Here is a 20,298-nt window from a genome sequence, read left to right as displayed (position 1 = left end):
CCAATTCATGATTAGGAGCGTCACAACAATGAAATCGAACAAGACCCTGCTGACCACATTGCTTTCCATGGGCCTGCTGGCCAGCGCTGGCGCCACTCAGGCGGCGGGTTGGTGCGAGTCGGGCAAACCGGTGAAATTCGCCGGTTTGAACTGGGAAAGCGCCATGCTGCTGACCGACGTGATGCAAGTCGTGTTGGAGAAAGGCTACGACTGCAAGACCGACAGCCTGCCGGGCAACTCCATCACCATGGAAAACGCCCTGAGCAGCAACGATATTCAAGTGTTTGCCGAAGAGTGGGTCGGTCGCAGCGAAGTCTGGAACAAGGCTGAGAAGGCCGGCAAGGTCGTCGGTGTCGGCGCGCCGGTGGTGGGTGCGATCGAAGGGTGGTACGTGCCGCGCTACGTGATCGAAGGCGACGCCAAGCGCAAGCTGGAAGCCAAGGCGCCGGACCTGAAAAACATTGCTGATCTGGGCAAATACTCGGCCGTTTTCAAGGACGCCGAAGAGCCATCCAAGGGCCGTTTCTACAACTGCCCGGCCGGTTGGACCTGTGAACTCGACAACAGCGAAATGCTGAAGAGCTACGGCCTGGAAAGCACCTACACCAACTTCCGCCCAGGCACCGGCCCGGCGCTGGATGCCGCCGTACTGTCGAGCTACAAGCGTGGCGAGCCGATCCTGTTCTACTACTGGTCGCCAACCCCGCTGATGGGCCAGGTCGATGTGGTGAAACTCGAAGAGAAACCAGGCGTGAACAAGACTGTGACCATCAAGGTCGGCCTGTCCAAGACCTTCCACGACGAAGCCCCGGAACTGGTGGCCGTGCTGGAAAAGGTCAACGTGCCGATCGACCTGCTGAACCAGAACCTGGGACGCATGACCAAAGAGCGGATCGAGTCGCCAAAACTGGCCAAGATCTTCTTGAAGGAACATCCTGAAGTCTGGCACGCGTGGGTGAGCGAAGACGCAGCCAAGAAAATCGACGCGGCCTTGTAGGTTGGGCTTCTCCGGCTGCCGGCAACGGCAGTCGGACGCTTGATCGCAACCCCTTGATTGAGAGTCTCTTATGTTTCCCGAAAGCTTTACCTTTTCCATCGCCGACTGGGTCAACGGTTGGGTCGATTCGCTGGTCACCAACTACGGCGACGTGTTCCGGCACATCTCCGATACGCTGCTGTGGGCCATCGTCAATCTTGAAGGCCTGCTGCGTGCAGCGCCCTGGTGGCTGATGCTGGCGATCGTGGCGGGCGTGGCCTGGCACGCGACCCGTAAAGTCGTGACCACGGCGGTGATCGTCGGCCTGCTGTTCCTGGTGGGTGCGGTCGGCCTCTGGGACAAGCTGATGCAGACCCTGGCGCTGATGATGGTGGCGACGATCATTTCGGTGTTGATCGGCATACCGCTGGGCATTCTCTCGGCGCGCAGCAATCGCCTGCGTTCGGTGCTGATGCCGTTGCTGGACATCATGCAGACCATGCCGAGCTTCGTGTACCTGATCCCGGTGCTGATGCTGTTTGGCCTGGGCAAGGTCCCGGCGATTTTCGCCACCGTGATCTACGCCGCGCCGCCGCTGATCCGCCTGACCGATCTGGGCATTCGCCAGGTCGACGGCGAAGTGATGGAAGCGATCAACGCCTTCGGTGCCAACCGCTGGCAGCAACTGTTCGGCGTGCAACTGCCGCTGGCCCTGCCGAGCATCATGGCGGGCATCAACCAGACCACCATGATGGCCCTGTCGATGGTCGTGATCGCCTCGATGATCGGTGCCCGTGGCTTGGGTGAAGACGTGCTGGTGGGGATTCAGACCCTGAACGTCGGACGTGGCCTTGAAGCCGGCCTGGCGATCGTGATTCTGGCTGTGGTGATCGACCGCATTACACAGGCGTACGGTCGTGCACGGCATGAGGTGAGCAAATGAACAACGCAACCGTGAGCAAGATCGAAGTCAAAAACGTCTTCAAGATTTTCGGCAACCGTGCCAAGGACGCGCTGGCCATGGTCGGCCAGGGCAAGACCAAGGATCAGGTGCTGGCCGAAACCGGCTGCGTGGTCGGCGTGAACGACCTGTCGCTGAGCATCGGCAGCGGCGAGATTTTCGTGATCATGGGCCTGTCGGGTTCCGGCAAGTCGACCCTGGTACGCCACTTCAACCGCCTGATCGATCCGACCAGCGGCGCGATCCTGGTGGACGGCGTGGACATCCTGCAATACGACATGGAAGCCCTGCGCGAATTTCGCCGACGCAAGATCAGCATGGTGTTCCAGAGCTTCGGCCTGTTGCCGCACAAGAGCGTGCTGGACAACGTCGCCTACGGCCTGAAAATCCGTGGCGAAAGCAAAGCCATGTGCGCCGAGCGTGCGCTGCACTGGATCAACACCGTGGGCCTCAAGGGCTACGAAAACAAATACCCGCATCAGCTTTCCGGCGGCATGCGCCAGCGTGTGGGCCTGGCCCGCGCCCTGGCGGCGGACACCGACATCATCCTGATGGACGAAGCCTTCAGTGCCCTCGATCCGCTGATTCGTGCGGAGATGCAGGACCAGTTGCTGGAACTGCAAAAGACCCTGCACAAGACCATCGTCTTCATCACCCACGACCTCGACGAGGCCGTGCGCATCGGCAACCGCATCGCGATCCTCAAGGATGGCCGCCTGATCCAGGTCGGCACGCCGAGAGAGATCCTGCACTCGCCGGCGGATGAGTATGTCGACCGCTTTGTGCAGCGTCGGGCGGCGGTGGTTTAAGAGATTTGCAGTGAGTGAGCTGGCCTCTTCGCGAGCAGGCTCGCTCCCACAGGGAAATGCATTCCAATGTGGGAGCGAGCCTGCTCGCGAAGGCGGCGGTGAAGCTGTATCACTATTTGGATGAGGTTGAAGATGTCCCAGGCTGAAAAAATCGTTATCACCGAAGCGCAGGTCACTTGGCAGGATGTGGTCGCTGTCGCTCGTCATGGTGCGCAGCTTGAGCTGTCGGCGCCGATCTGGGCGCGCATCGAAAACGCCCAGGCCATCGTCCAGCGCATCGTCACCAGCGGCGAACGTGCCTACGGCATCAACACCGGCCTGGGTGCGCTGTGCAACGTCTCGCTGCAGGACGAGCAACTCAGCCAATTGTCGCGCAATACCTTGCTCAGCCACGCCTGCGGCGTTGGTGCACCACTGGCCGACGAACAGACCCGTTCGATCATGTGTGCCGCCATCGTCAACTACAGCCACGGCAAATCCGGCCTGCACCGTCAGGTCGTCGAAGCGCTGCTGGCGCTGCTCAACCGGGGCATCACCCCGCAGGTGCCGTCCCAGGGTTCCGTGGGCTACCTGACCCACATGGCCCACATCGGCATCGCGCTGCTGGGCGTGGGCAATGTCAGCTATCGCGGGCAGATCGTTGCCGCGCAACAGGCGCTGGCCGAAGAAGGCCTGCAACCGGTCAAGCTCGGCGCCAAGGACGGTTTGTGCCTGGTCAACGGCACGCCGTGCATGACCGGCCTGAGCTGCCTGGCCATTGCCGACGCTACGCGCCTGCTGGAGTGGGCCGACGTGATCGGCGCCATGAGCTTCGAAGCCCAGCGCGGGCAGATCGACGCGTTCGATGCCGAGATCATCGCGCTCAAGCCGCACCCTGGCATGCAACAGGTCGGGATCAACCTGCGCGCCTTGCTCGACGGCAGCGAAGTGATTGCCCAGAGCAAAGGCATTCGCACGCAAGACGCCCTGAGCATTCGCTCGATCCCGCAAGTGCACGGCGCCGCGCGCGATCAATTGGTACACGCGACAAAACAGATCGAAACCGAACTCAACGGCGCCACCGACAACCCGTTGGTGCTGGGCACTGCCGATAACTACCGCGTGGTGTCCCAGGCCAACCCCCACGGCCAGTCCGTGGCAATGGCCGCGGACCTGCTGGCGATTGCCATGGCGGAAATCGGCTCCATTGCCGAACGTCGCCTGGACCGCTTGATCAACCCGCACGTCAGCGGCTTGCCGGCGTTCCTGGTGGCCAACCCTGGGGTGAACTCCGGGATGATGATCGTGCAATACGTGGCCGCTTCCCTGTGTGCGGAAAACCGTCAGCTGGCACAACCGGCGGTGCTGGATAACTACGTGACGTCGGGCCTGCAGGAAGATCACCTGAGCCTGGGCACCAACGCCGCGCTGAAGCTGCATCGCGCGCTGGAAAACTGCACGCAGATCCTCGCCATCGAGTACCTGCTGGCGGCCCAGGCGTTCGAATTCTTGAAAGAGCAACGCTTCGGCGCGGGCACCGATGCCGCTTGGCGTCTGCTGCGTGAGCGCGTTCCTGCCTATGACCAGGATCGCTGGCTGGCGCCGGACATCGCTGCCGCTGCCGGCGTTCTGAAAGACCCTGCTTTGCTGCAAAAAACCTTACCGAACTTGAACTGATTTCCAAACAAGACCAGCGTGCCAAGGCGCCAGCCCCCTTAAAAAGGGGGAAGCGACGGACAACGGATATTTCCGGAGCGTCTGGTAGTTAACAACAAACTCTCAAAAGGAGAATGAACATGACTGCGCTTAATTTGATCCCCGGCCAACTGAGCCTTGCCCAACTGCGTGATGTCTATCAGCAACCGGTCAAAATCACCCTCGACCACAGCGCTGCAGCCCAGATCGAAGCCAGCGTGGCCTGCGTGGAGCAGATCCTCGCCGAGAACCGCACCGCCTACGGCATCAACACCGGTTTCGGCCTGCTGGCCTCGACCCGCATCGCCAGCGAAGACCTGGAAAACCTGCAGCGCTCGCTGGTGCTGTCCCACGCCGCCGGTGTCGGCCAGCCGATCAGCGACGAACTGGTGCGCCTGATCATGGTGCTCAAGGTCAACAGCCTGAGCCGTGGTTTCTCCGGCATCCGCCGCGTGGTGATCGATGCGCTGATAGCCCTGATCAACGCCGAGGTGTACCCGCACATTCCCCTGAAAGGTTCGGTCGGTGCTTCCGGTGACCTCGCGCCTCTGGCCCACATGTCGCTGGTGCTGCTGGGTGAAGGCAAGGCACGCTACAAAGGCGAGTGGATGGAAGCCACCGAAGCGCTGAAAGTCGCCGGCCTGACCCCGCTGACCCTGGCCGCGAAAGAAGGCCTGGCGCTGCTCAACGGCACCCAGGTATCCACTGCGTTTGCCCTGCGTGGCCTGTTCGAAGGTGAAGACCTGTTCGCCGGTGCCCTGGCACTGGGCGGCCTGACCGTGGAAGCGGTACTGGGCTCGCGCTCGCCGTTCGATGCTCGCATCCATGCGGCCCGTGGCCAGAAAGGCCAGATCGACGCGGCCGCCGCTTATCGCGATTTGCTGGGCGAGCGCAGCGAAGTCTCCGACTCCCATGAAAACTGCGAGAAGGTCCAGGACCCGTACTCCCTGCGTTGCCAGCCGCAAGTCATGGGCGCCTGCCTGACCCAGTTCCGTCAGGCCGCCGAAGTGCTGGCCATCGAAGCCAACGCCGTTTCTGACAACCCGCTGGTGTTCGCCGCGGAAGGTGACGTGATCTCCGGCGGCAACTTCCACGCCGAGCCGGTGGCCATGGCAGCCGACAACATGGCCCTGGCCATCGCCGAAATCGGCTCCCTGAGCGAGCGTCGCATCTCGCTGATGATGGACAAGCACATGTCGCAACTGCCGCCGTTCCTGGTGGCCAACGGCGGCGTGAACTCCGGCTTCATGATCGCCCAGGTGACCGCCGCGGCACTGGCCAGCGAAAACAAGGCGCTGTCCCATCCGCATTCGGTGGACAGCCTGCCGACCTCCGCCAACCAGGAAGACCACGTGTCGATGGCGCCGGCAGCCGGCAAGCGTCTGTGGGAAATGGCTGAAAACACCCGTGGCATTCTCGCCGTAGAATGGCTGGCTGCGGTTCAGGGCCTGGACCTGCGCAATGGCCTGAAGACTTCGCCGAAGCTGGAAAAGGCCCGCGCCATCCTGCGTAACGAAGTGCCGTTCTATGAGAAGGACCGCTTCTTCGCGCCGGACATCAATGCGGCGACCGAGTTGTTGGCTTCGCGCTGCCTGAACGAGCTGGTTTCGGCGAAGTTGCTGCCGAGCTTGTAAGGGTTCCAATGTAGGAGCTGCCGCAGGCTGCGATCTTTTGATCTTGCTTTTAAAAGATCGCAGCCTCGTTGCACTCGACAGCTCCTACAGGGGGGCTGCGGTCTTCTCAGTAGGAGCTGCCGCAGGCTGCGATCTTTTGATCTTGCTTTTAAAAGATCACAGCCTCGGTGCACTCGACAGCTCCTGCAGGAGGCGATTCGGTTTTGCGTCGCATAACAATAATTAGGGACGAGCAATGCAACAGTCAGCAAAGGGTTTGAAACGCGGGCTCTCTGCCCGACATATTCGCTTCATGGCGCTGGGGTCGGCAATCGGCACCGGGCTGTTTTACGGTTCTGCCTCGGCCATTCAAATGGCCGGGCCTGCGGTGCTGCTCGCGTACCTGATTGGTGGCGCGGCGGTGTTCATGGTCATGCGCGCCCTCGGTGAGATGGCTGTGCACAATCCGGTGGCCGGCTCTTTCGGCCAGTACGCCAGCACCTATCTCGGGCCGATGGCGGGCTTCATCCTCGGTTGGACCTACGCATTCGAAATGGTCATCGTCGGCATGGCCGACGTCACTGCATTCGGTATCTACATGGGCTTCTGGTTCCCGGAGGTTTCCCGCTGGATCTGGGTGCTGGGCATCGTCTCGGTGGTAGGCGGCCTGAATCTGTGCAACGTCAAAGTCTTCGGTGAAATGGAGTTCTGGCTGTCGCTGCTCAAGGTCGGGGCCATTGTCGCGATGATCCTGGGTGGCTTCGGCATCATGTTGTTCGGCATCAGCACGGCGCCCGGCGCCCAGGCGACCGACATCAGCAATCTCTGGAGCCATGGCGGCTTCATGCCCAATGGCGTGGGCGGTCTGATCGCTTCGTTCGCCGTGGTGATGTTCGCGTTCGGCGGGATTGAAATCATCGGTGTGACCGCCGGTGAAGCCAAAGACCCGCAGCATGTGCTGCCCCGGGCGATCAATGCCGTGCCGTTGCGCATCCTGTTGTTCTACGTCCTGACGATGCTGGTGCTGATGTCGATCTTTCCTTGGCAGCAGATCGGCAGCCAGGGCAGCCCGTTCGTGCAGATTTTCGACAATCTGGGCATCAGCTCGGCGGCGACCATCCTCAATATCGTGGTGATCTCGGCGGCGATCTCGGCCATCAACAGTGACATCTTCGGTGCTGGCCGCATGATGTACGGCCTGGCTCAGCAGGGCCACGCGCCCAAGGGCTTCGCACGGCTGTCGCGCAATGGCGTGCCATGGATGACCGTTGTGGTGATGAGCGCCGCGCTGTTGCTGGGCGTGTTGCTGAACTACCTGATCCCGGAAAACGTGTTTCTGCTGATCGCCTCCATCGCGACCTTTGCCACGGTTTGGGTCTGGCTGATGATTCTGTTTACCCAGGTGGCCATGCGTCGTTCCATGAGCGCCGAGCAGGTCGCACAATTGAAATTCCCGGTACCGTTCTGGCCTTATGCACCGATAGCGGCGATTGCCTTCATGCTGTTCGTCTTCGGCGTGTTGGGCTACTTCCCGGACACCCAGGCGGCTCTGATAGTCGGCGTGGTGTGGATCGTGCTGCTGGTGCTGGCCTACCTGACCTGGGTGAAACCGGCGGCAGGCCAGGCTGCCCTGGTGACGCCGGACCCGACTTTTTCTCATCGATAACCTAACGGAGGCCAAGGATGAAAACGCTCTGGCAACACTGTCACGTCGCAACCATGGCGCAAGGCGTCTACTCGATCATCGAGGATGCGGCCATCGTGACGTCAGGCGCGCTCATTGAGTGGATCGGCCCGCGCGCTGAACTGCCGGCGGGGGATTACCCGGCCGTCAACGATCTTGAAGGCGCCTGGGTCACCCCGGGACTGATCGACTGCCACACCCACACGGTGTTCGGCGGTAATCGCAGCGGTGAATTCGAAAAGCGCCTGCAAGGCGTCAGCTACGCTGAAATCGCCGCCAGCGGTGGTGGCATCGCCAGCACCGTGCGCGCCACCCGCGCGGCCAGCGAAGACGAACTGTTCGCCAGTGCCGCCAAGCGCCTGAAAAGCCTGATGCGCGATGGCGTCACCAGCATCGAAATCAAGTCCGGCTACGGCCTGGACCTGGCCAACGAGCGCAAGATGCTGCGCGTGGCCCGTCGCCTCGGTGCCGAACTGCCCGTCAGCGTGCGCAGCACCTGTCTGGCCGCTCACGCCTTGCCGCCGGAATACACCGATCGCGCCGACGACTACATCGATCACATCTGCGCCGACATGCTCCCGGCCCTGGCGGCCGAAGGGCTGGTCGACGCGGTGGATGCATTCTGTGAATACCTGGCGTTCTCGCCGGCGCAGGTCGAGCGCGTATTCATCACCGCCCGGGAACTGGGCTTGCCGGTGAAGCTGCACGCGGAGCAATTGTCCTCGCTGCACGGCTCGAGCCTGGCGGCGCGCTACCACGCGTTGTCCGCCGATCACCTGGAGTTCATGACCGAAGACGACGCCATCGCCATGGCTGAGTCCGGTACCGTCGCGGTGTTGTTGCCCGGGGCCTTTTACTTCCTGCGCGAAACCCAATTGCCGCCGATGGATGCCCTGCGCAAGCACGGCGTGAAAATCGCCATCGCCAGCGACCTCAACCCGGGCACCTCACCGGGACTGTCGTTGCGCCTGATGCTGAACATGGCCTGCACCTGCTTCCGCATGACCCCGGAAGAAGCCTTGGCGGGTGCCACGATTCACGCCGCTACCGCGCTGGGCATGGCCGATACCCACGGCTCGCTGGAAGCCGGCAAGGTCGCGGATTTCGTCGCCTGGCAAATCGATCGTCCGGCCGACCTGTCGTACTGGCTGGGCGGCGACCTGGAAAAACGCGTCGTGCGCCACGGCGTCGAGACACATCTGTAGGAGAGCCGTTGTGGATAAGGTACTTAACTTCAAACAAGGCCGCGTACCGCTGCTGATCAGCATGCCTCACGCTGGCGTACGTCTGACGCCTGCGGTCGAGGCTGGATTGATCCCCGACGCGAAAAGCCTGCCGGATACCGACTGGCACATCCCTCAACTCTATGACTTTGCCAGCGAACTGGGCGCCAGCACCCTGGCCGCCGAATACTCGCGCTTCGTCATCGACCTGAACCGTCCGTCCGACGACAAGCCGCTGTACGTCGGCGCGACCACCGGCCTGTATCCGGCCACGCTGTTCGACGGTATCCCGTTATTCCGTGAAGGGCTGGAGCCTTCGAAAGAGGAGCGCGCAACCTATCTGGAAAAGATCTGGACGCCGTACCACAGCACCCTGCAGCAGGAACTGGCGCGACTGAAGGCCGAGTTCGGCTATGCGCTGCTGTTCGATGCGCATTCGATCCGTTCGATTATCCCGCACCTGTTCGACGGCAAGCTGCCGGACTTCAACCTCGGCACCTTCAATGGCGCCAGTTGCGATCCTCAGCTGGCGACCCGACTGGAAGCGATCTGCGCGCGCCACAACAACTACACCCATGTGTTGAACGGACGCTTCAAGGGCGGCCACATCACCCGTCATTACGGCAACCCGGGCGAGAACATCCACGCTGTGCAACTGGAACTCGGGCAGTGCACGTACATGGAAGAGTTCGAGCCGTTCCGTTATCGGGCGGATCTGGCGGAGCCTACGCGGGTGGTGCTCAAGGAGTTGCTGCAAGGTTTGCTCGCGTGGGGGCAGCAGCGCTACGGCGCTTGAGATCAAAAGATCGCAGCCTGCGGCAGCTCCTACATGGGATTCGCGTTTACCTGTAGGAGCTGCCGAAGGCTGCGATCTTTTTTGTCGCCACCGTGCAAAACACGGTCGCCACAGGTCGCTTTTACCGCTCGTCTGCTGCGTATTGTTCTGGCCACGGTGCACAAAGACACCGGCCCGATAATAATCCGCTGCCGCACGAGAATACTCTCTATGACTAGCCCCAAAGGTCTGTTCGCCCGCTGTCTCTCAATCCTCTGCGGCACCGCTTTCCTGAGCACCAGCGTCCTGGCCGCTGATGATCCCTCCTGCAAGACCGTGCGCATGGGCGTGGTCAACTGGACCGATGTGATTGCCACCAGTGGCATGGCCGATGTGCTGCTCAATGGTCTGGGCTACGAAAGCAGGCAAACCAGCGCCGTACAACAAATCATCTTTGCCGGCATCCGCGACAAGCGCCTCGACATCTTCCTCGGTTACTGGAAACCGGCGATGGATAAAAACATCGCACCCTTCGTGGCTGCCAATCAGGTCAAGGTCATGGACAAGCCGAGCCTGGCCGATGCCCAGGCCACCCTCGCGGTCCCTGACTATGTGGCAGCGGCGGGCCTGAAAACCTTCGCCGACATCGCCAGGTTCAAAGACCAGCTCGGCGGCAAGATCTACGGCATCGAGCCGGGCAGCGGTGCCAACACCACGATCAAGACGATGATCGAGACCAATCACTTCGGCCTGAAGGACTTCAAGCTGATCGAGTCCGGTGAGGCCGGGATGCTGGCAGCCGTGCAGCGGGCGGTGAATCGCAAGGAGTTCGTGGTATTCGTCGGCTGGACCCCGCACCCGATGAACATCAACATGAAGATCGACTACCTGACCGGCAGCGAAGACGTGTACGGGCCGAACGAAGGTGCGGCGACCGTATCCACTGTCACCGCCCCGGATTACGCCGAGCGCTGCCCGAACGTCAATCGGTTGCTGGAGAACCTGACGTTCACCGCTGCCCAGGAAAGCCAGCTGATGGTACCGATCATGGAGCGCCAGACGGCTCAGGATGTCGCCAGAAAATGGCTGCGCGAGCATCCCGAAGATCTGCAGCGCTGGCTGGCGGGTGTCAGCAGTTTCGATGGCAAGGACGGCATCGCCACGGTTCAGGCCAGCCTGAAGAACTGACCCCCCGTCTGATTTGTGCAATACCTGTGGGAGCGAGCCTGCTCGCGAAGGCGGTCTGACAGTCAACATTGATGTTGGATGTGCCGGCCTCTTCGCGAGCAGGCTCGCTCCCACAGGGTGGGTCCCACACATTTCCCTGAACGGGCACCCGGCTCATGGCTTCTTACCCGCTTTCCAGGCAGATGACGGCATTCGTCGAGAAAACCGTCAGTTTCAACAGCACCGACAGCAGCCTCGCCGGATTGCGCCAGGCCTACAGCGAGATGTGCAGGGCGTTTACTCCGGCACGTCCCGCCGGGTTGTATGTGGTCGACTTCGTGTTGTCCGGCGTTGCTGTTCGCTCCTATCAGCCACCCGTCAGCGGTACGTCGTGCATCGTTTACCTGCATGGCGGCGGCTGGGTGGTGGGGGACCTGGACTCCCACGATTTCATCTGCGCCGAACTGGCATCGACACTCGGTGTGCTGGTGATCGCCGTCGATTATCGCCGGGCACCGGAGCATCCGTTCCCCGCTGCGTTCGATGATTGCCTGAAGGTCTGGCGAGCGCTGCGCACCGGGCCGTTTCAACTTGATCCGGAGCGCATGCTGGTGGCCGGTGACAGTGCCGGTGGCAATCTCGCAGCAGCGTTGTGCCTGGCACTGCGTGATGCCGGCGAGCTGTTGCCGTGCGCGCAGGTTCTGATCTATCCGGGATTGGGCGGCGATCACCGGCTGCCATCACGCAGTGAGTGCATCGACGCGCCGTTACTCAGCAGTAGTGACGTCGATTGTTATCACGCCCTTTACCTGCGCGGCACCCGCCAGCCGAGCGCCTACGCCATGCCATTGCTCGCCACGGATTTCAGGGGATTGCCACCGGCCTGGATCGCCGTGGCGCAGTTCGACCCGTTGCGTGATGACGGCGTGCGGTATGCCGAGGGACTGAACGCTGCGGGCGGGGCTGCCACGCTGTATGTCGGCGAGGGCCTGGTTCATGGCTGTTTGCGGGCCCGCGGGCAGGTGGCCGAGGTCGATGAGCTGTACCAGACCCTGTTCGGATACCTGGCGGCAAAACTCTGACTCCGCCAGGGCATGCTCATTGACGTAATTCGGGTTTATGATGCCGGACGGCAGAATAATAGAAGTCCCCCCAGGGATGACCTCGACCCCATACGGAGTGCGCAATGCAGACTTTGTACCCGCAGATCAAACCCTACGCCCGGCACGATCTGGCCGTCGACGAGACCCACACGCTGTATGTCGACGAAAGCGGTTCACCGGAAGGTTTGCCGGTGGTGTTCATCCACGGCGGCCCCGGTGCCGGATGTGATGCCCAGAGTCGTTGCTTCTTCGATCCCAATCTGTATCGCATTGTTACCTTCGACCAGCGCGGCTGCGGTCGCTCCACTCCCCACGCCAGCCTGGAAAACAACACGACCTGGGATCTGGTCGCCGACCTGGAGCGGATTCGCCAGCACCTGGGCATCGACAAGTGGGTGCTGTTTGGCGGCTCCTGGGGTTCGACCCTGGCGCTGGCCTATGCGCAAACCCATCCTGAGCGCGTACACGGTCTGATCCTGCGCGGGATTTTTCTGTGCCGTCCGCAGGAAATCGAATGGTTCTATCAGGCTGGCGCGAGCCGTCTGTTCCCCGATTACTGGCAGGACTACATCGCGCCGATCCCGCTGGACGAGCGCGGCGATTTGCTCACCGCGTTCCACAAGCGTCTGGTCGGCAACGACCAGATTGCCCAGATGCACGCGGCCAAGGCCTGGTCCACCTGGGAGGGCCGTACTGCGACCCTGCGTCCGAACCCGCTGGTGGTCGATCGCTTCTCCGAGCCACAGCGTGCATTGTCGATTGCCCGCATCGAATGCCACTACTTCAGCAACCACGCCTTCCTGGAACCGAACCAGTTGATCCGCGACATGGGCAAGATCGCCCATTTGCCCGGCGTGATCATCCATGGCCGCTATGACGTGATCTGCCCGCTGGATAACGCCTGGGAATTGCATCAAGCCTGGCCGAACAGCGAACTGCAGGTCATCCGCGATGCCGGTCATGCCGCTTCCGAACCGGGCATCACCGACGCGCTGGTCCGCGCCGCCGATCAGATGGCCCGGCGTCTGCTCGACCTGGCGCCTGACGAGGCATGAAGGGCCTGCTGCAACGGGTGCGTGGCGCGCGAGTCGAGGTTGCCGGCGAAGTCGTGGGTGCCGTTGATCAGGGACTGCTGGTCCTGGTGGCCGTTGAGCCAGACGATACGCGGGCCAGCGCCGACAAACTTCTTAATAAGCTGCTTAACTATCGGGTGTTCAGTGACGCTGAGGGCAAGATGAATTTGTCCCTGGCGGATGTGGGCGGCGGGCTGCTGCTGGTCTCTCAGTTCACCCTGGCTGCCGATACCAGAAGCGGGCTGCGTCCGGGTTTCTCGACTGCGGCCCCTCCGGCGTTGGGAGAGGAATTGTTCGACTATCTATTAAGCAAAGCGAAACAGGTGCATGGCACTGTGGCATCAGGTAGATTCGGCGCGGATATGCAGGTGCACCTGGTCAATGATGGCCCGGTCACCTTCCTGTTACAGACCTGAAAGCGCTTGAAACAAGTTTTTACGCTCATTTCGACTGAAAACAGGGCTTTATCGCGATAAATACTTTGTTACCCCTGATGCGTTGTAACGCGGCCTACTAGATAATCGCGCGCTACGGGGATCAGCGTTCGTTGGTCCATTTTGACTTAGGTAGAGACTTGTCTGGATCCGATTGGGGAATCATTTCGCCCCAGCGGAGTCGGAACAATGCTCGCCAACTTGGCAAGAGTGGTTTGCAAGGGCGGTTTTTTCATACCGTACACCCTGCAGACCCTTTAACTGGCCGTTGGTTTTTTGATCTGTTTTCGGCGAGGGTTGCTCGTGATTGTTAGTCCCTGTAACGCACCAAAATTGTCTGCCAAACGGTTACGCAGCGCCCTGGTAGCGGGCTCTGCACTGCTCTGCCTGCTCAGCGCCGGCCAGCTTTGGGCATTCAGTCTGGATGATGTATCGGCCAAGGCAAAAGAGCTGGCCGCGCAGAAATACGAAGCGCCGCGCAGTAACCTGCCGAACGAGTTCCGCGACATGAAGTTCGCGGACTATCAGAAAATTCGTTTTCTGACGGAAAAAGCCGAATGGGCTGATCAGAAGACGCCGTTCAAGCTGTCCTTCTATCACCAGGGCATGCATTTCGATACGCCGGTGAAAATCAACGAAATCACCGCGAACACCGTCGAAGAGATCAAATACGACCCGAGTCGTTTCGACTTCGGCGACATGCAGTTCGATCCGAAGGCCACCGAACAGCTGGGTTATGCCGGTTTCCGTGTGCTGTACCCGATCAACAAGGCCGACAAGCAAGACGAAATCATGACCATGCTCGGCGCGAGCTACTTCCGCGTCGTCGGCAAGGGTCACGTCTATGGCTTGTCCGCTCGCGGCATGGCCATTGATACTGCCTTGCCGTCCGGTGAAGAATTCCCGCGTTTCCGCGAATTCTGGATTCAACAGCCCAAGCCAGGCGACAAGCACCTGGTGATCTTCGCCCTGCTGGACTCTCCGCGTGCCACCGGCGCCTATCGCCTGACCCTGCGTCCGGGCAGCGACACCATCGTCGACGTCAAGGCGCAGATGTTCCTGCGTGACAAGGTCGGCAAACTGGGCATCGCCCCGTTGACCAGCATGTTCCTGTTCGGCGCCAACCAGCCGTCGAAAGTACTGAACTACCGCCGCGAACTGCACGACTCCAGCGGCCTGGCGATTCATGCCGGCAACGGCGAGTGGATCTGGCGTCCGCTGAACAACCCGAAACACCTGGCGGTGAGCAACTTCAGCGTGGAAAACCCGCGCGGTTTCGGTCTGCTGCAACGTGGCCGCGACTTCAGCCACTACGAAGACCTCGACGACCGCTACGACAAGCGCCCAAGCGCCTGGATCGAGCCGAAGGGTGACTGGGGCAAGGGCACTGTCGACCTGGTCGAGATTCCGACCGCCGACGAAACCAACGACAACATCGTGGCCTTCTGGAACCCGGAAAAATTGCCGGAACCTGGCCAGCCGCTCGATGTCGCTTATCGTATGCACTGGACCATGGACGAAGCGGCGATTCACGCGCCGGACAGCGCCTGGGTCAAGCAGACTCTGCGTTCGACCGGTGACGTCAAGCAGTCCAACCTGATTCGTCAGCCGGACGGCAGCGTTGCCTACCTGGTGGACTTCGAAGGCCCGTCCCTGGCAGCGTTGCCGGCCGACTCCGAGGTTCGCAGCCAGGTCAGCGTCGGCGACAACGCCGAGCTGGTGGAAAACAGTGTTCGCTACAACCCTGAAACCAAGGGCTGGCGCCTGACCCTGCGGATGAAGATCAAGGATCCGAGCAAGGCCACCGAGATGCGTGCCGCGCTGGTGCAGAACATCGTGCCGGCGGACCTGGCCAAGACCTCGATTCCGTCGTCCAACTCGTCGGTTGCCAAGGCCGACAAGGTTGCCGCCAAGCAACAAGAGAAAGCAGACAAGGAAGCCAAGCAAGCGGAGGCCAAGCAGGCTGAAGCGAAGCCTGTTGCAGATGCCAAGGACAAGGCCAATAAAGACGCCAAGCAGCCAGTCGCTGCCGACGCGGCCCCAGCCACACCGGAATCGGCGCCGACTGAAGAAGTCCTGACCGAGACCTGGAGCTATCAGTTGCCTGCCGATGAGTAACTCTCAAGTACGGCCAGAAACTCTTTCCGAGTATCTGGCGCATCTGCCGATGACCGACGAGCAGCGCGCGGAACTCGCGGGCTGCCAGTCTTTCAGCGAATTGCACGAACGCCTGTCGTCTTCGACGTTCGACGCCCCGACCGAAGCCGCCCAGGCTTCGGTCGGCAAACGCCTGACCCTGAGTACCGCCGAAGAGCTGCAGGACGCGGAAATGCTGGTGCTCGACGCCAACGGCCGGGTCTGCCTCAAGGCGACCCCGCCGATCCGGCGGACCAAGGTCGTGCCGGAGCCGTGGCGCACCAACATTCTGGTGCGTGGCTGGCGGCGGATGACCGGTCGTACCAATCCGCCGAAGCCGCCGAAGGACGAGCGTGTACTGCCGGCTGCGCGCTGGCGTACCGTCGGCTCGATCCGTCGCTACATTCTGTTGCTGTTGATGCTCGGCCAGACCATCGTCGCCGGCTGGTACATGAAAGGCATCATGCCGTACCAGGGCTGGTCGTTCGTCGACCTCAACGAAGTGCTGCACCAACCGCTGCTGCAAACCGCCACGCAAGTGCTGCCGTACGCCTTGCAGACCAGCATCCTGATCCTGTTCGGGATTCTGTTCTGTTGGGTATCGGCCGGTTTCTGGACCGCGCTGATGGGCTTCCTCGAGTTGCTGACCGGCCACGATAAATACCGTATCTCCGGTAAAAGTGCCGGTAACGAGCCGATTCCAAAGGATGCGCGCACCGCACTGGTGATGCCGATCTGCAACGAGGACGTGCCTCGGGTATTCGCCGGCCTGCGGGCGACCTTCGAGTCGGTCGCGGCCACGGGTGACCTGGACCGCTTCGATTTCTTCGTCCTCAGCGACAGTAACGACGCCGATATCTGTGTGGCCGAGCAACAGGCCTGGCTGGACGTCTGCCGCGAAGCCGGTGGGTTCGGCAAGATCTTCTATCGCCGCCGTCGCCGTCGCGTAAAACGCAAGAGCGGCAACCTCGACGACTTCTGCCGTCGCTGGGGTGGTGACTACAAGTACATGGTCGTACTCGACGCCGACTCCGTGATGAGCGGTGAGTGCCTGACCAGTCTGGTGCGCCTGATGGAAGCCACGCCGGACGCCGGGATCATCCAGACCGCGCCACGGGCGTCGGGCATGGATACCCTGTATGCGCGCATGCAGCAGTTCGCCACTCGCGTGTATGGCCCGCTGTTCACCGCCGGCCTGCACTTCTGGCAACTGGGCGAGTCGCACTACTGGGGCCACAACGCGATCATCCGCATGAAGCCGTTCATCGACCACTGCGCCCTGGCGCCGTTGCCCGGTAAAGGCGCGTTCTCTGGCTCGATCCTGTCCCACGACTTCGTTGAAGCCGCGCTGATGCGCCGTGCCGGTTGGGGCGTGTGGATTGCCTACGACTTGCCGGGCAGCTATGAAGAACTGCCGCCGAACCTGCTGGACGAACTCAAGCGTGACCGTCGCTGGTGTCACGGCAACCTGATGAACTTCCGCCTGTTCCTGGTAAAAGGCATGCACCCGGTGCATCGCGCGGTGTTCCTGACCGGCGTGATGTCCTACCTGTCGGCGCCGTTGTGGTTCTTCTTCCTGGTGCTGTCGACCGCGCTGCTGGCGGTCAACACGCTGATGGAGCCGCAGTACTTCCTTGAACCGCGCCAACTCTATCCGCTGTGGCCACAATGGCACCCGGACAAGGCGATTGCGCTGTTCTCGACCACCATCGTGCTGCTGTTCCTGCCGAAGTTGCTGAGCATCATCCTGATCTGGGCCAAGGGCGCGAAAGAGTTCGGTGGCAAGTTCAAGGTGACCCTGTCGATGCTGCTGGAGATGCTGTTCTCCATGCTGCTGGCACCGGTGCGGATGATCTTCCACACCCGTTTCGTCCTCGCCGCGTTCCTCGGCTGGGCCGCGACCTGGAACTCGCCGCAGCGTGACGACGACTCCACTCCGTGGAGCGAAGCGATCAAGCGCCATGGTCCGCAAACCCTGCTGGGCTTCTTCTGGGCCATGCTGGTGATCTGGCTGAACCCGAGCTTCCTGTGGTGGCTGGTGCCGATCGTCGGTTCGTTGATGCTGTCGATCCCGGTGTCGGTGATCTCCAGCCGCGTCGGCCTGGGCCTGAAGTCCCGTGACGAGAGCCTGTTCCTGATCCCTGAGGAATACAATCCGCCGCAGGCCTTGCTGGCCACCGACCAGTACACCCATGAAAACCGCTGGCACGCGCTGAACGACGGCTTCGTCCGTTCGGTGGTCGATCCACAGCAGAACGCCCTGGCGTGCTCGCTGGCGACCTCGCGGCACAATCAGGCTGAGCCGATCGAGTGGTTGCGGATCGAGCGGGTGCGGCACGCGATGAAGGTTGGACCTGAAGGCCTGACCAACAATGAGCGTGTGCAACTGTTGAGCGACCCGGTGGCATTGGCTCGCTTGCACGAGCAGGTCTGGAGCGAAGGGCATGCCGAGTGGCTGGGCGCATGGCGCAAGTCGGTCCAGGCCGACCCCCATGCACCGTTGCTACCGCTCAAGCCGATGAGCGAACAGCCTCAGTTGGCATGATAAAAAAACCCGCGAAAGCGGGTTTTTTTATGGCTTGAAGTTTGTTCTTGAGCTTGCAGAAAATTCGGTAACAGCAGTGTCTGGTCGATCGCTTTCGCGGGCAAGCCCGCTCCCACAAGGGGCCGCATTCCAGTGTGGGAGCGGGCTTGCCCGCGAAGGCATCACCTCGGTCCTGAGTGAGCCGAGGTCTGCAGATCACCTCAAACCCTGAACTTGCCCACCAGCATCTGCAAATGCGTCCCCAGTCGTGCCAGCTCAACGCTGGAGGCTGCGGTCTCTTCACTGGCTGCCGAGGTCTGGTCCGACACATCCCGCACGTTCAGCACGCTGCGGTTGATCTCTTCGGCCACGGCGCTTTGCTGTTCGGCGGCAGCGGCGATCTGCTGGTTCATCGCCTGAATCGCCGAGACGGTGCGGGTGATGCTTTCCAGTGAGCCACCGGCGCGGCGGGTCAGTTCGACACTGCTGTCGGTCAGAGTGCGGCTGTTGTCCATGATGGTCGCCACTTGCTGCGTGCCGTTTTGCAGGCCGACGATCAGCTCTTCGATCTCTTCGGTGGACTTCTGGGTGCGCTGGGCCAGGCTGCGGACTTCGTCTGCGACCACGGCAAACCCACGTCCGGCTTCACCGGCTCGGGCGGCTTCAATCGCGGCGTTGAGTGCCAGCAGGTTCGTTTGCTGGGCCACGGACTTGATCACGTCGAGCACGCTGCCGATCTTGTCGCTTTCGCGCTTGAGTTCGCCCATGGCCTCGGTGGAGTGGCCGACTTCCGCGGCCAGGCGTTCGATCTGGGCGATGGCTTCGCCCACCACTTTATCGCCCTCACGGGCCTGCTGGTCGGCGGCGACGGCCGCTTCGGAGGCCTCTTCGGCGTTGCGCGCCACTTCCTGCACGGTGGCGGCCATTTCATTCATGGCCGTCGCGACCTGATCAGTCTCGACTTTCTGGCTGTTGACCCCGGCGCTGGTCTGCTCGGTGACCGCCGACAGCTCTTCAGCGGCGCTGGCGATCTGCGTGACGCCATCGCTGATGCCGCCGATCAGTTCGCGCAAGCCCTGGGTCATGCTCTGCATGGCGCGCTGCAGCTGGCCGAGTTCGTCGCGACGTTGCGACGTCAGGTTGTGGGTCAGGTCGCCGCTGGCAACGCGCTCAGCGACGGCCAGGGTCTGGTTCAACGGAATGATGATCTGCCGGGTGATGGCCCAGGCGGCCAGCAGGCCGAAGGCGATGGCCAGAACGGTGGCGAGGGTCAGCATGTTCTTGGCGTGGGCGGCGTCGCTGTCACGCACGACGGTTTGCGAGACGGTGAGTTTCTGGCTCATGTCCAACAGGATGTCGCCTTGGGCGGACATGCGTACCAGGGCCTTGGCGCTGGCTACCTGGGAGTCGCGGAACTGGCTGACGGCGGCGCGGTAGGCCTTGAGTGAATCAGTCGCCTGTTGCAGGTTGGCGATGTGTTCTTCAGGCAGTTTGGCCGGCAGGCTCTCGAGGTTCTTCAGGGCGTTGTCGATCGCGTCGAAGGCTGGCTGTTCGGCTTCGCTCTTGCCGCTGTAGGTGTAGCCACGAACCTGGAAGCGCGCCTGCTGAATCAGTTTGCTCAGGTCGATCACGCTATTGAACGTTACGACGCTGTCACCTTGCAGCATGGATTTTTCCACTTCGGCGACACGGGCTACGGCGTTGTCGGCGGTGGCGCCGAGTTTGCTGCGGGCATCTTCACGCTGGGCACCCGCTTGGGTCATGTCGTTGAAGGCACGACGGTATTCGGCGACAGCGGCCAGTTGTTGATCGACCATGGCCGTGTCAGCCGGTTGTTCGATCAGGCCGCGGGCGGTCTGCAGGCCGCTTTCGAGTTTGCCCAGCAGATCGTTGACGGCACCGGGACCTTGTTCACCGCGACGCATCTCGTAATCCAGGCGTGCAATGCGCAGGTCCTTGGTCAGGTCGTTGAGGCTGGCGATGAACCCCAGTTTATCGCCACGGCTGGTGACGCCGCTCAGGCCGCTCCAACCGGTGAAGGTGATCAGCAGGGTCAGTAACAGCACCAGGCCGAAGCCGATCCCCAGCTTGCGTTTGACGCTGACGTTTCCCAGATTCTCGGCTAGCCATTGGTACATGCTGAAAC

15 protein-coding genes and 1 pseudogene are annotated in these 20,298 nt (G+C 61.7%); 14 read left to right on the top strand and 2 right to left on the bottom strand.

Annotated features, from left to right (window positions below; genetic code table 11):
- The first annotated feature begins 28 nt into the window (after positions 1-28).
- The 14 genes from AC3WJW_RS05225 to mdoH all read left to right on the top strand — a co-directional run bounded on the left by AC3WJW_RS05225 (position 29) and on the right by mdoH (position 18,173).
- Positions 29-997, top strand: a complete 969-nt coding sequence (locus tag AC3WJW_RS05225) for an ABC transporter substrate-binding protein (RefSeq protein WP_493725335.1) — start codon at positions 29-31, stop codon at positions 995-997.
- Positions 998-1,067: 70 nt separating this feature from the next.
- Positions 1,068-1,919 carry an ABC transporter permease gene (locus AC3WJW_RS05220; protein WP_034148578.1) on the top strand — a complete coding sequence of 284 codons (852 nt, stop codon included), beginning with the start codon at positions 1,068-1,070 and terminating at the stop codon, positions 1,917-1,919.
- Entirely contained in the window at positions 1,916-2,746 is an 831-nt protein-coding gene (locus AC3WJW_RS05215; protein ID WP_007975542.1) for a quaternary amine ABC transporter ATP-binding protein, read from the top strand. Before AC3WJW_RS05220 ends, AC3WJW_RS05215 begins: the two co-directional genes overlap by 4 nt.
- Before the next feature lie 132 nt (positions 2,747-2,878).
- On the top strand, positions 2,879-4,402 hold the full coding sequence (gene hutH, locus AC3WJW_RS05210; RefSeq protein WP_493725334.1) for a histidine ammonia-lyase: 1,524 nt from the start codon (positions 2,879-2,881) through the stop codon (positions 4,400-4,402).
- Positions 4,403-4,521: 119 nt separating this feature from the next.
- Positions 4,522-6,054, top strand: a complete 1,533-nt coding sequence (gene hutH / locus AC3WJW_RS05205) for a histidine ammonia-lyase (protein WP_007975546.1) — start codon at positions 4,522-4,524, stop codon at positions 6,052-6,054.
- 235 nt (positions 6,055-6,289) lie between these two features.
- On the top strand, positions 6,290-7,699 hold the full coding sequence (locus AC3WJW_RS05200; RefSeq protein ID WP_493725333.1) for an amino acid permease: 1,410 nt from the start codon (positions 6,290-6,292) through the stop codon (positions 7,697-7,699).
- Between the two features lie 17 nt (positions 7,700-7,716).
- A complete protein-coding gene (gene hutI, locus AC3WJW_RS05195) occupies positions 7,717-8,922 on the top strand; it encodes an imidazolonepropionase (RefSeq protein WP_104451129.1) in 1,206 nt (401 codons plus the stop codon).
- 10 nt (positions 8,923-8,932) lie between these two features.
- Positions 8,933-9,736 (top strand): N-formylglutamate deformylase, encoded by an 804-nt coding sequence (gene hutG, locus AC3WJW_RS05190; protein ID WP_493725332.1) that lies wholly within the window; start codon positions 8,933-8,935, stop codon positions 9,734-9,736.
- A gap of 210 nt (positions 9,737-9,946) precedes the next feature.
- Positions 9,947-10,903, top strand: a complete 957-nt coding sequence (locus AC3WJW_RS05185) for a choline ABC transporter substrate-binding protein (RefSeq protein ID WP_493725331.1) — start codon at positions 9,947-9,949, stop codon at positions 10,901-10,903.
- A gap of 155 nt (positions 10,904-11,058) precedes the next feature.
- On the top strand, positions 11,059-11,964 hold the full coding sequence (locus AC3WJW_RS05180; protein ID WP_493725330.1) for an alpha/beta hydrolase: 906 nt from the start codon (positions 11,059-11,061) through the stop codon (positions 11,962-11,964).
- 104 nt (positions 11,965-12,068) lie between these two features.
- Complete coding sequence (gene pip, locus AC3WJW_RS05175; RefSeq protein WP_095964593.1) at positions 12,069-13,040, top strand: prolyl aminopeptidase; 972 nt, start codon at positions 12,069-12,071, stop codon at positions 13,038-13,040.
- Positions 13,037-13,474 carry a D-aminoacyl-tRNA deacylase gene (gene dtd / locus AC3WJW_RS05170; RefSeq protein ID WP_015093112.1) on the top strand — a complete coding sequence of 146 codons (438 nt, stop codon included), beginning with the start codon at positions 13,037-13,039 and terminating at the stop codon, positions 13,472-13,474. The genes pip and dtd overlap by 4 nt, the downstream gene beginning before the upstream one ends.
- A gap of 321 nt (positions 13,475-13,795) precedes the next feature.
- The gene (locus AC3WJW_RS05165; protein WP_493725329.1) at positions 13,796-15,610 is read left to right on the top strand and encodes a glucan biosynthesis protein G; all 1,815 of its coding nucleotides are present in this window, start codon (positions 13,796-13,798) and stop codon (positions 15,608-15,610) included.
- Positions 15,603-18,173: a glucans biosynthesis glucosyltransferase MdoH gene (mdoH, locus tag AC3WJW_RS05160; RefSeq protein WP_104451122.1), complete on the top strand. Its 2,571-nt coding sequence runs from the start codon at positions 15,603-15,605 to the stop codon at positions 18,171-18,173. Before AC3WJW_RS05165 ends, mdoH begins: the two co-directional genes overlap by 8 nt.
- Before the next feature lie 200 nt (positions 18,174-18,373).
- On the opposite strand, the gene AC3WJW_RS05155 is transcribed toward mdoH, so the two are convergent.
- Together AC3WJW_RS05155 and AC3WJW_RS05150 are read right to left on the bottom strand one after the other, a co-directional pair.
- Positions 18,374-19,087, bottom strand: coding sequence for a methyl-accepting chemotaxis protein (locus tag AC3WJW_RS05155; protein ID WP_371317841.1), 714 nt, complete (start codon positions 19,085-19,087; stop codon positions 18,374-18,376).
- 141 nt (positions 19,088-19,228) lie between these two features.
- Positions 19,229-20,290, bottom strand: a pseudogene (locus tag AC3WJW_RS05150) (methyl-accepting chemotaxis protein); the annotation flags it as partial.
- Between the last annotated feature and the right edge of the window lie 8 nt (positions 20,291-20,298).

It is taken from the genome of Pseudomonas sp. GW821-FHT07G06, assembly GCF_058986625.1.
The sequence above is the reverse complement of the archived record's forward strand: the minus strand, read 5'-3'. Positions and strand labels throughout refer to the sequence as shown.

Coding starts and splice junctions, on each gene's coding strand:
- AC3WJW_RS05180 (WP_493725330.1), top strand. CDS start 11,059: ATGGCTTCTTACCCGCTTTCCAGGCAGATGACGGCATTCGTCGAGAAA.
- mdoH (WP_104451122.1), top strand. CDS start 15,603: ATGAGTAACTCTCAAGTACGGCCAGAAACTCTTTCCGAGTATCTGGCG.
- AC3WJW_RS05200 (WP_493725333.1), top strand. CDS start 6,290: ATGCAACAGTCAGCAAAGGGTTTGAAACGCGGGCTCTCTGCCCGACAT.
- hutI (WP_104451129.1), top strand. CDS start 7,717: ATGAAAACGCTCTGGCAACACTGTCACGTCGCAACCATGGCGCAAGGC.
- AC3WJW_RS05155 (WP_371317841.1), bottom strand. CDS start 19,087: ATGAATGAAATGGCCGCCACCGTGCAGGAAGTGGCGCGCAACGCCGAA.
- dtd (WP_015093112.1), top strand. CDS start 13,037: ATGAAGGGCCTGCTGCAACGGGTGCGTGGCGCGCGAGTCGAGGTTGCC.
- hutH (WP_493725334.1), top strand. CDS start 2,879: ATGTCCCAGGCTGAAAAAATCGTTATCACCGAAGCGCAGGTCACTTGG.
- AC3WJW_RS05225 (WP_493725335.1), top strand. CDS start 29: ATGAAATCGAACAAGACCCTGCTGACCACATTGCTTTCCATGGGCCTG.
- AC3WJW_RS05220 (WP_034148578.1), top strand. CDS start 1,068: ATGTTTCCCGAAAGCTTTACCTTTTCCATCGCCGACTGGGTCAACGGT.
- pip (WP_095964593.1), top strand. CDS start 12,069: ATGCAGACTTTGTACCCGCAGATCAAACCCTACGCCCGGCACGATCTG.
- AC3WJW_RS05185 (WP_493725331.1), top strand. CDS start 9,947: ATGACTAGCCCCAAAGGTCTGTTCGCCCGCTGTCTCTCAATCCTCTGC.
- AC3WJW_RS05215 (WP_007975542.1), top strand. CDS start 1,916: ATGAACAACGCAACCGTGAGCAAGATCGAAGTCAAAAACGTCTTCAAG.
- hutH (WP_007975546.1), top strand. CDS start 4,522: ATGACTGCGCTTAATTTGATCCCCGGCCAACTGAGCCTTGCCCAACTG.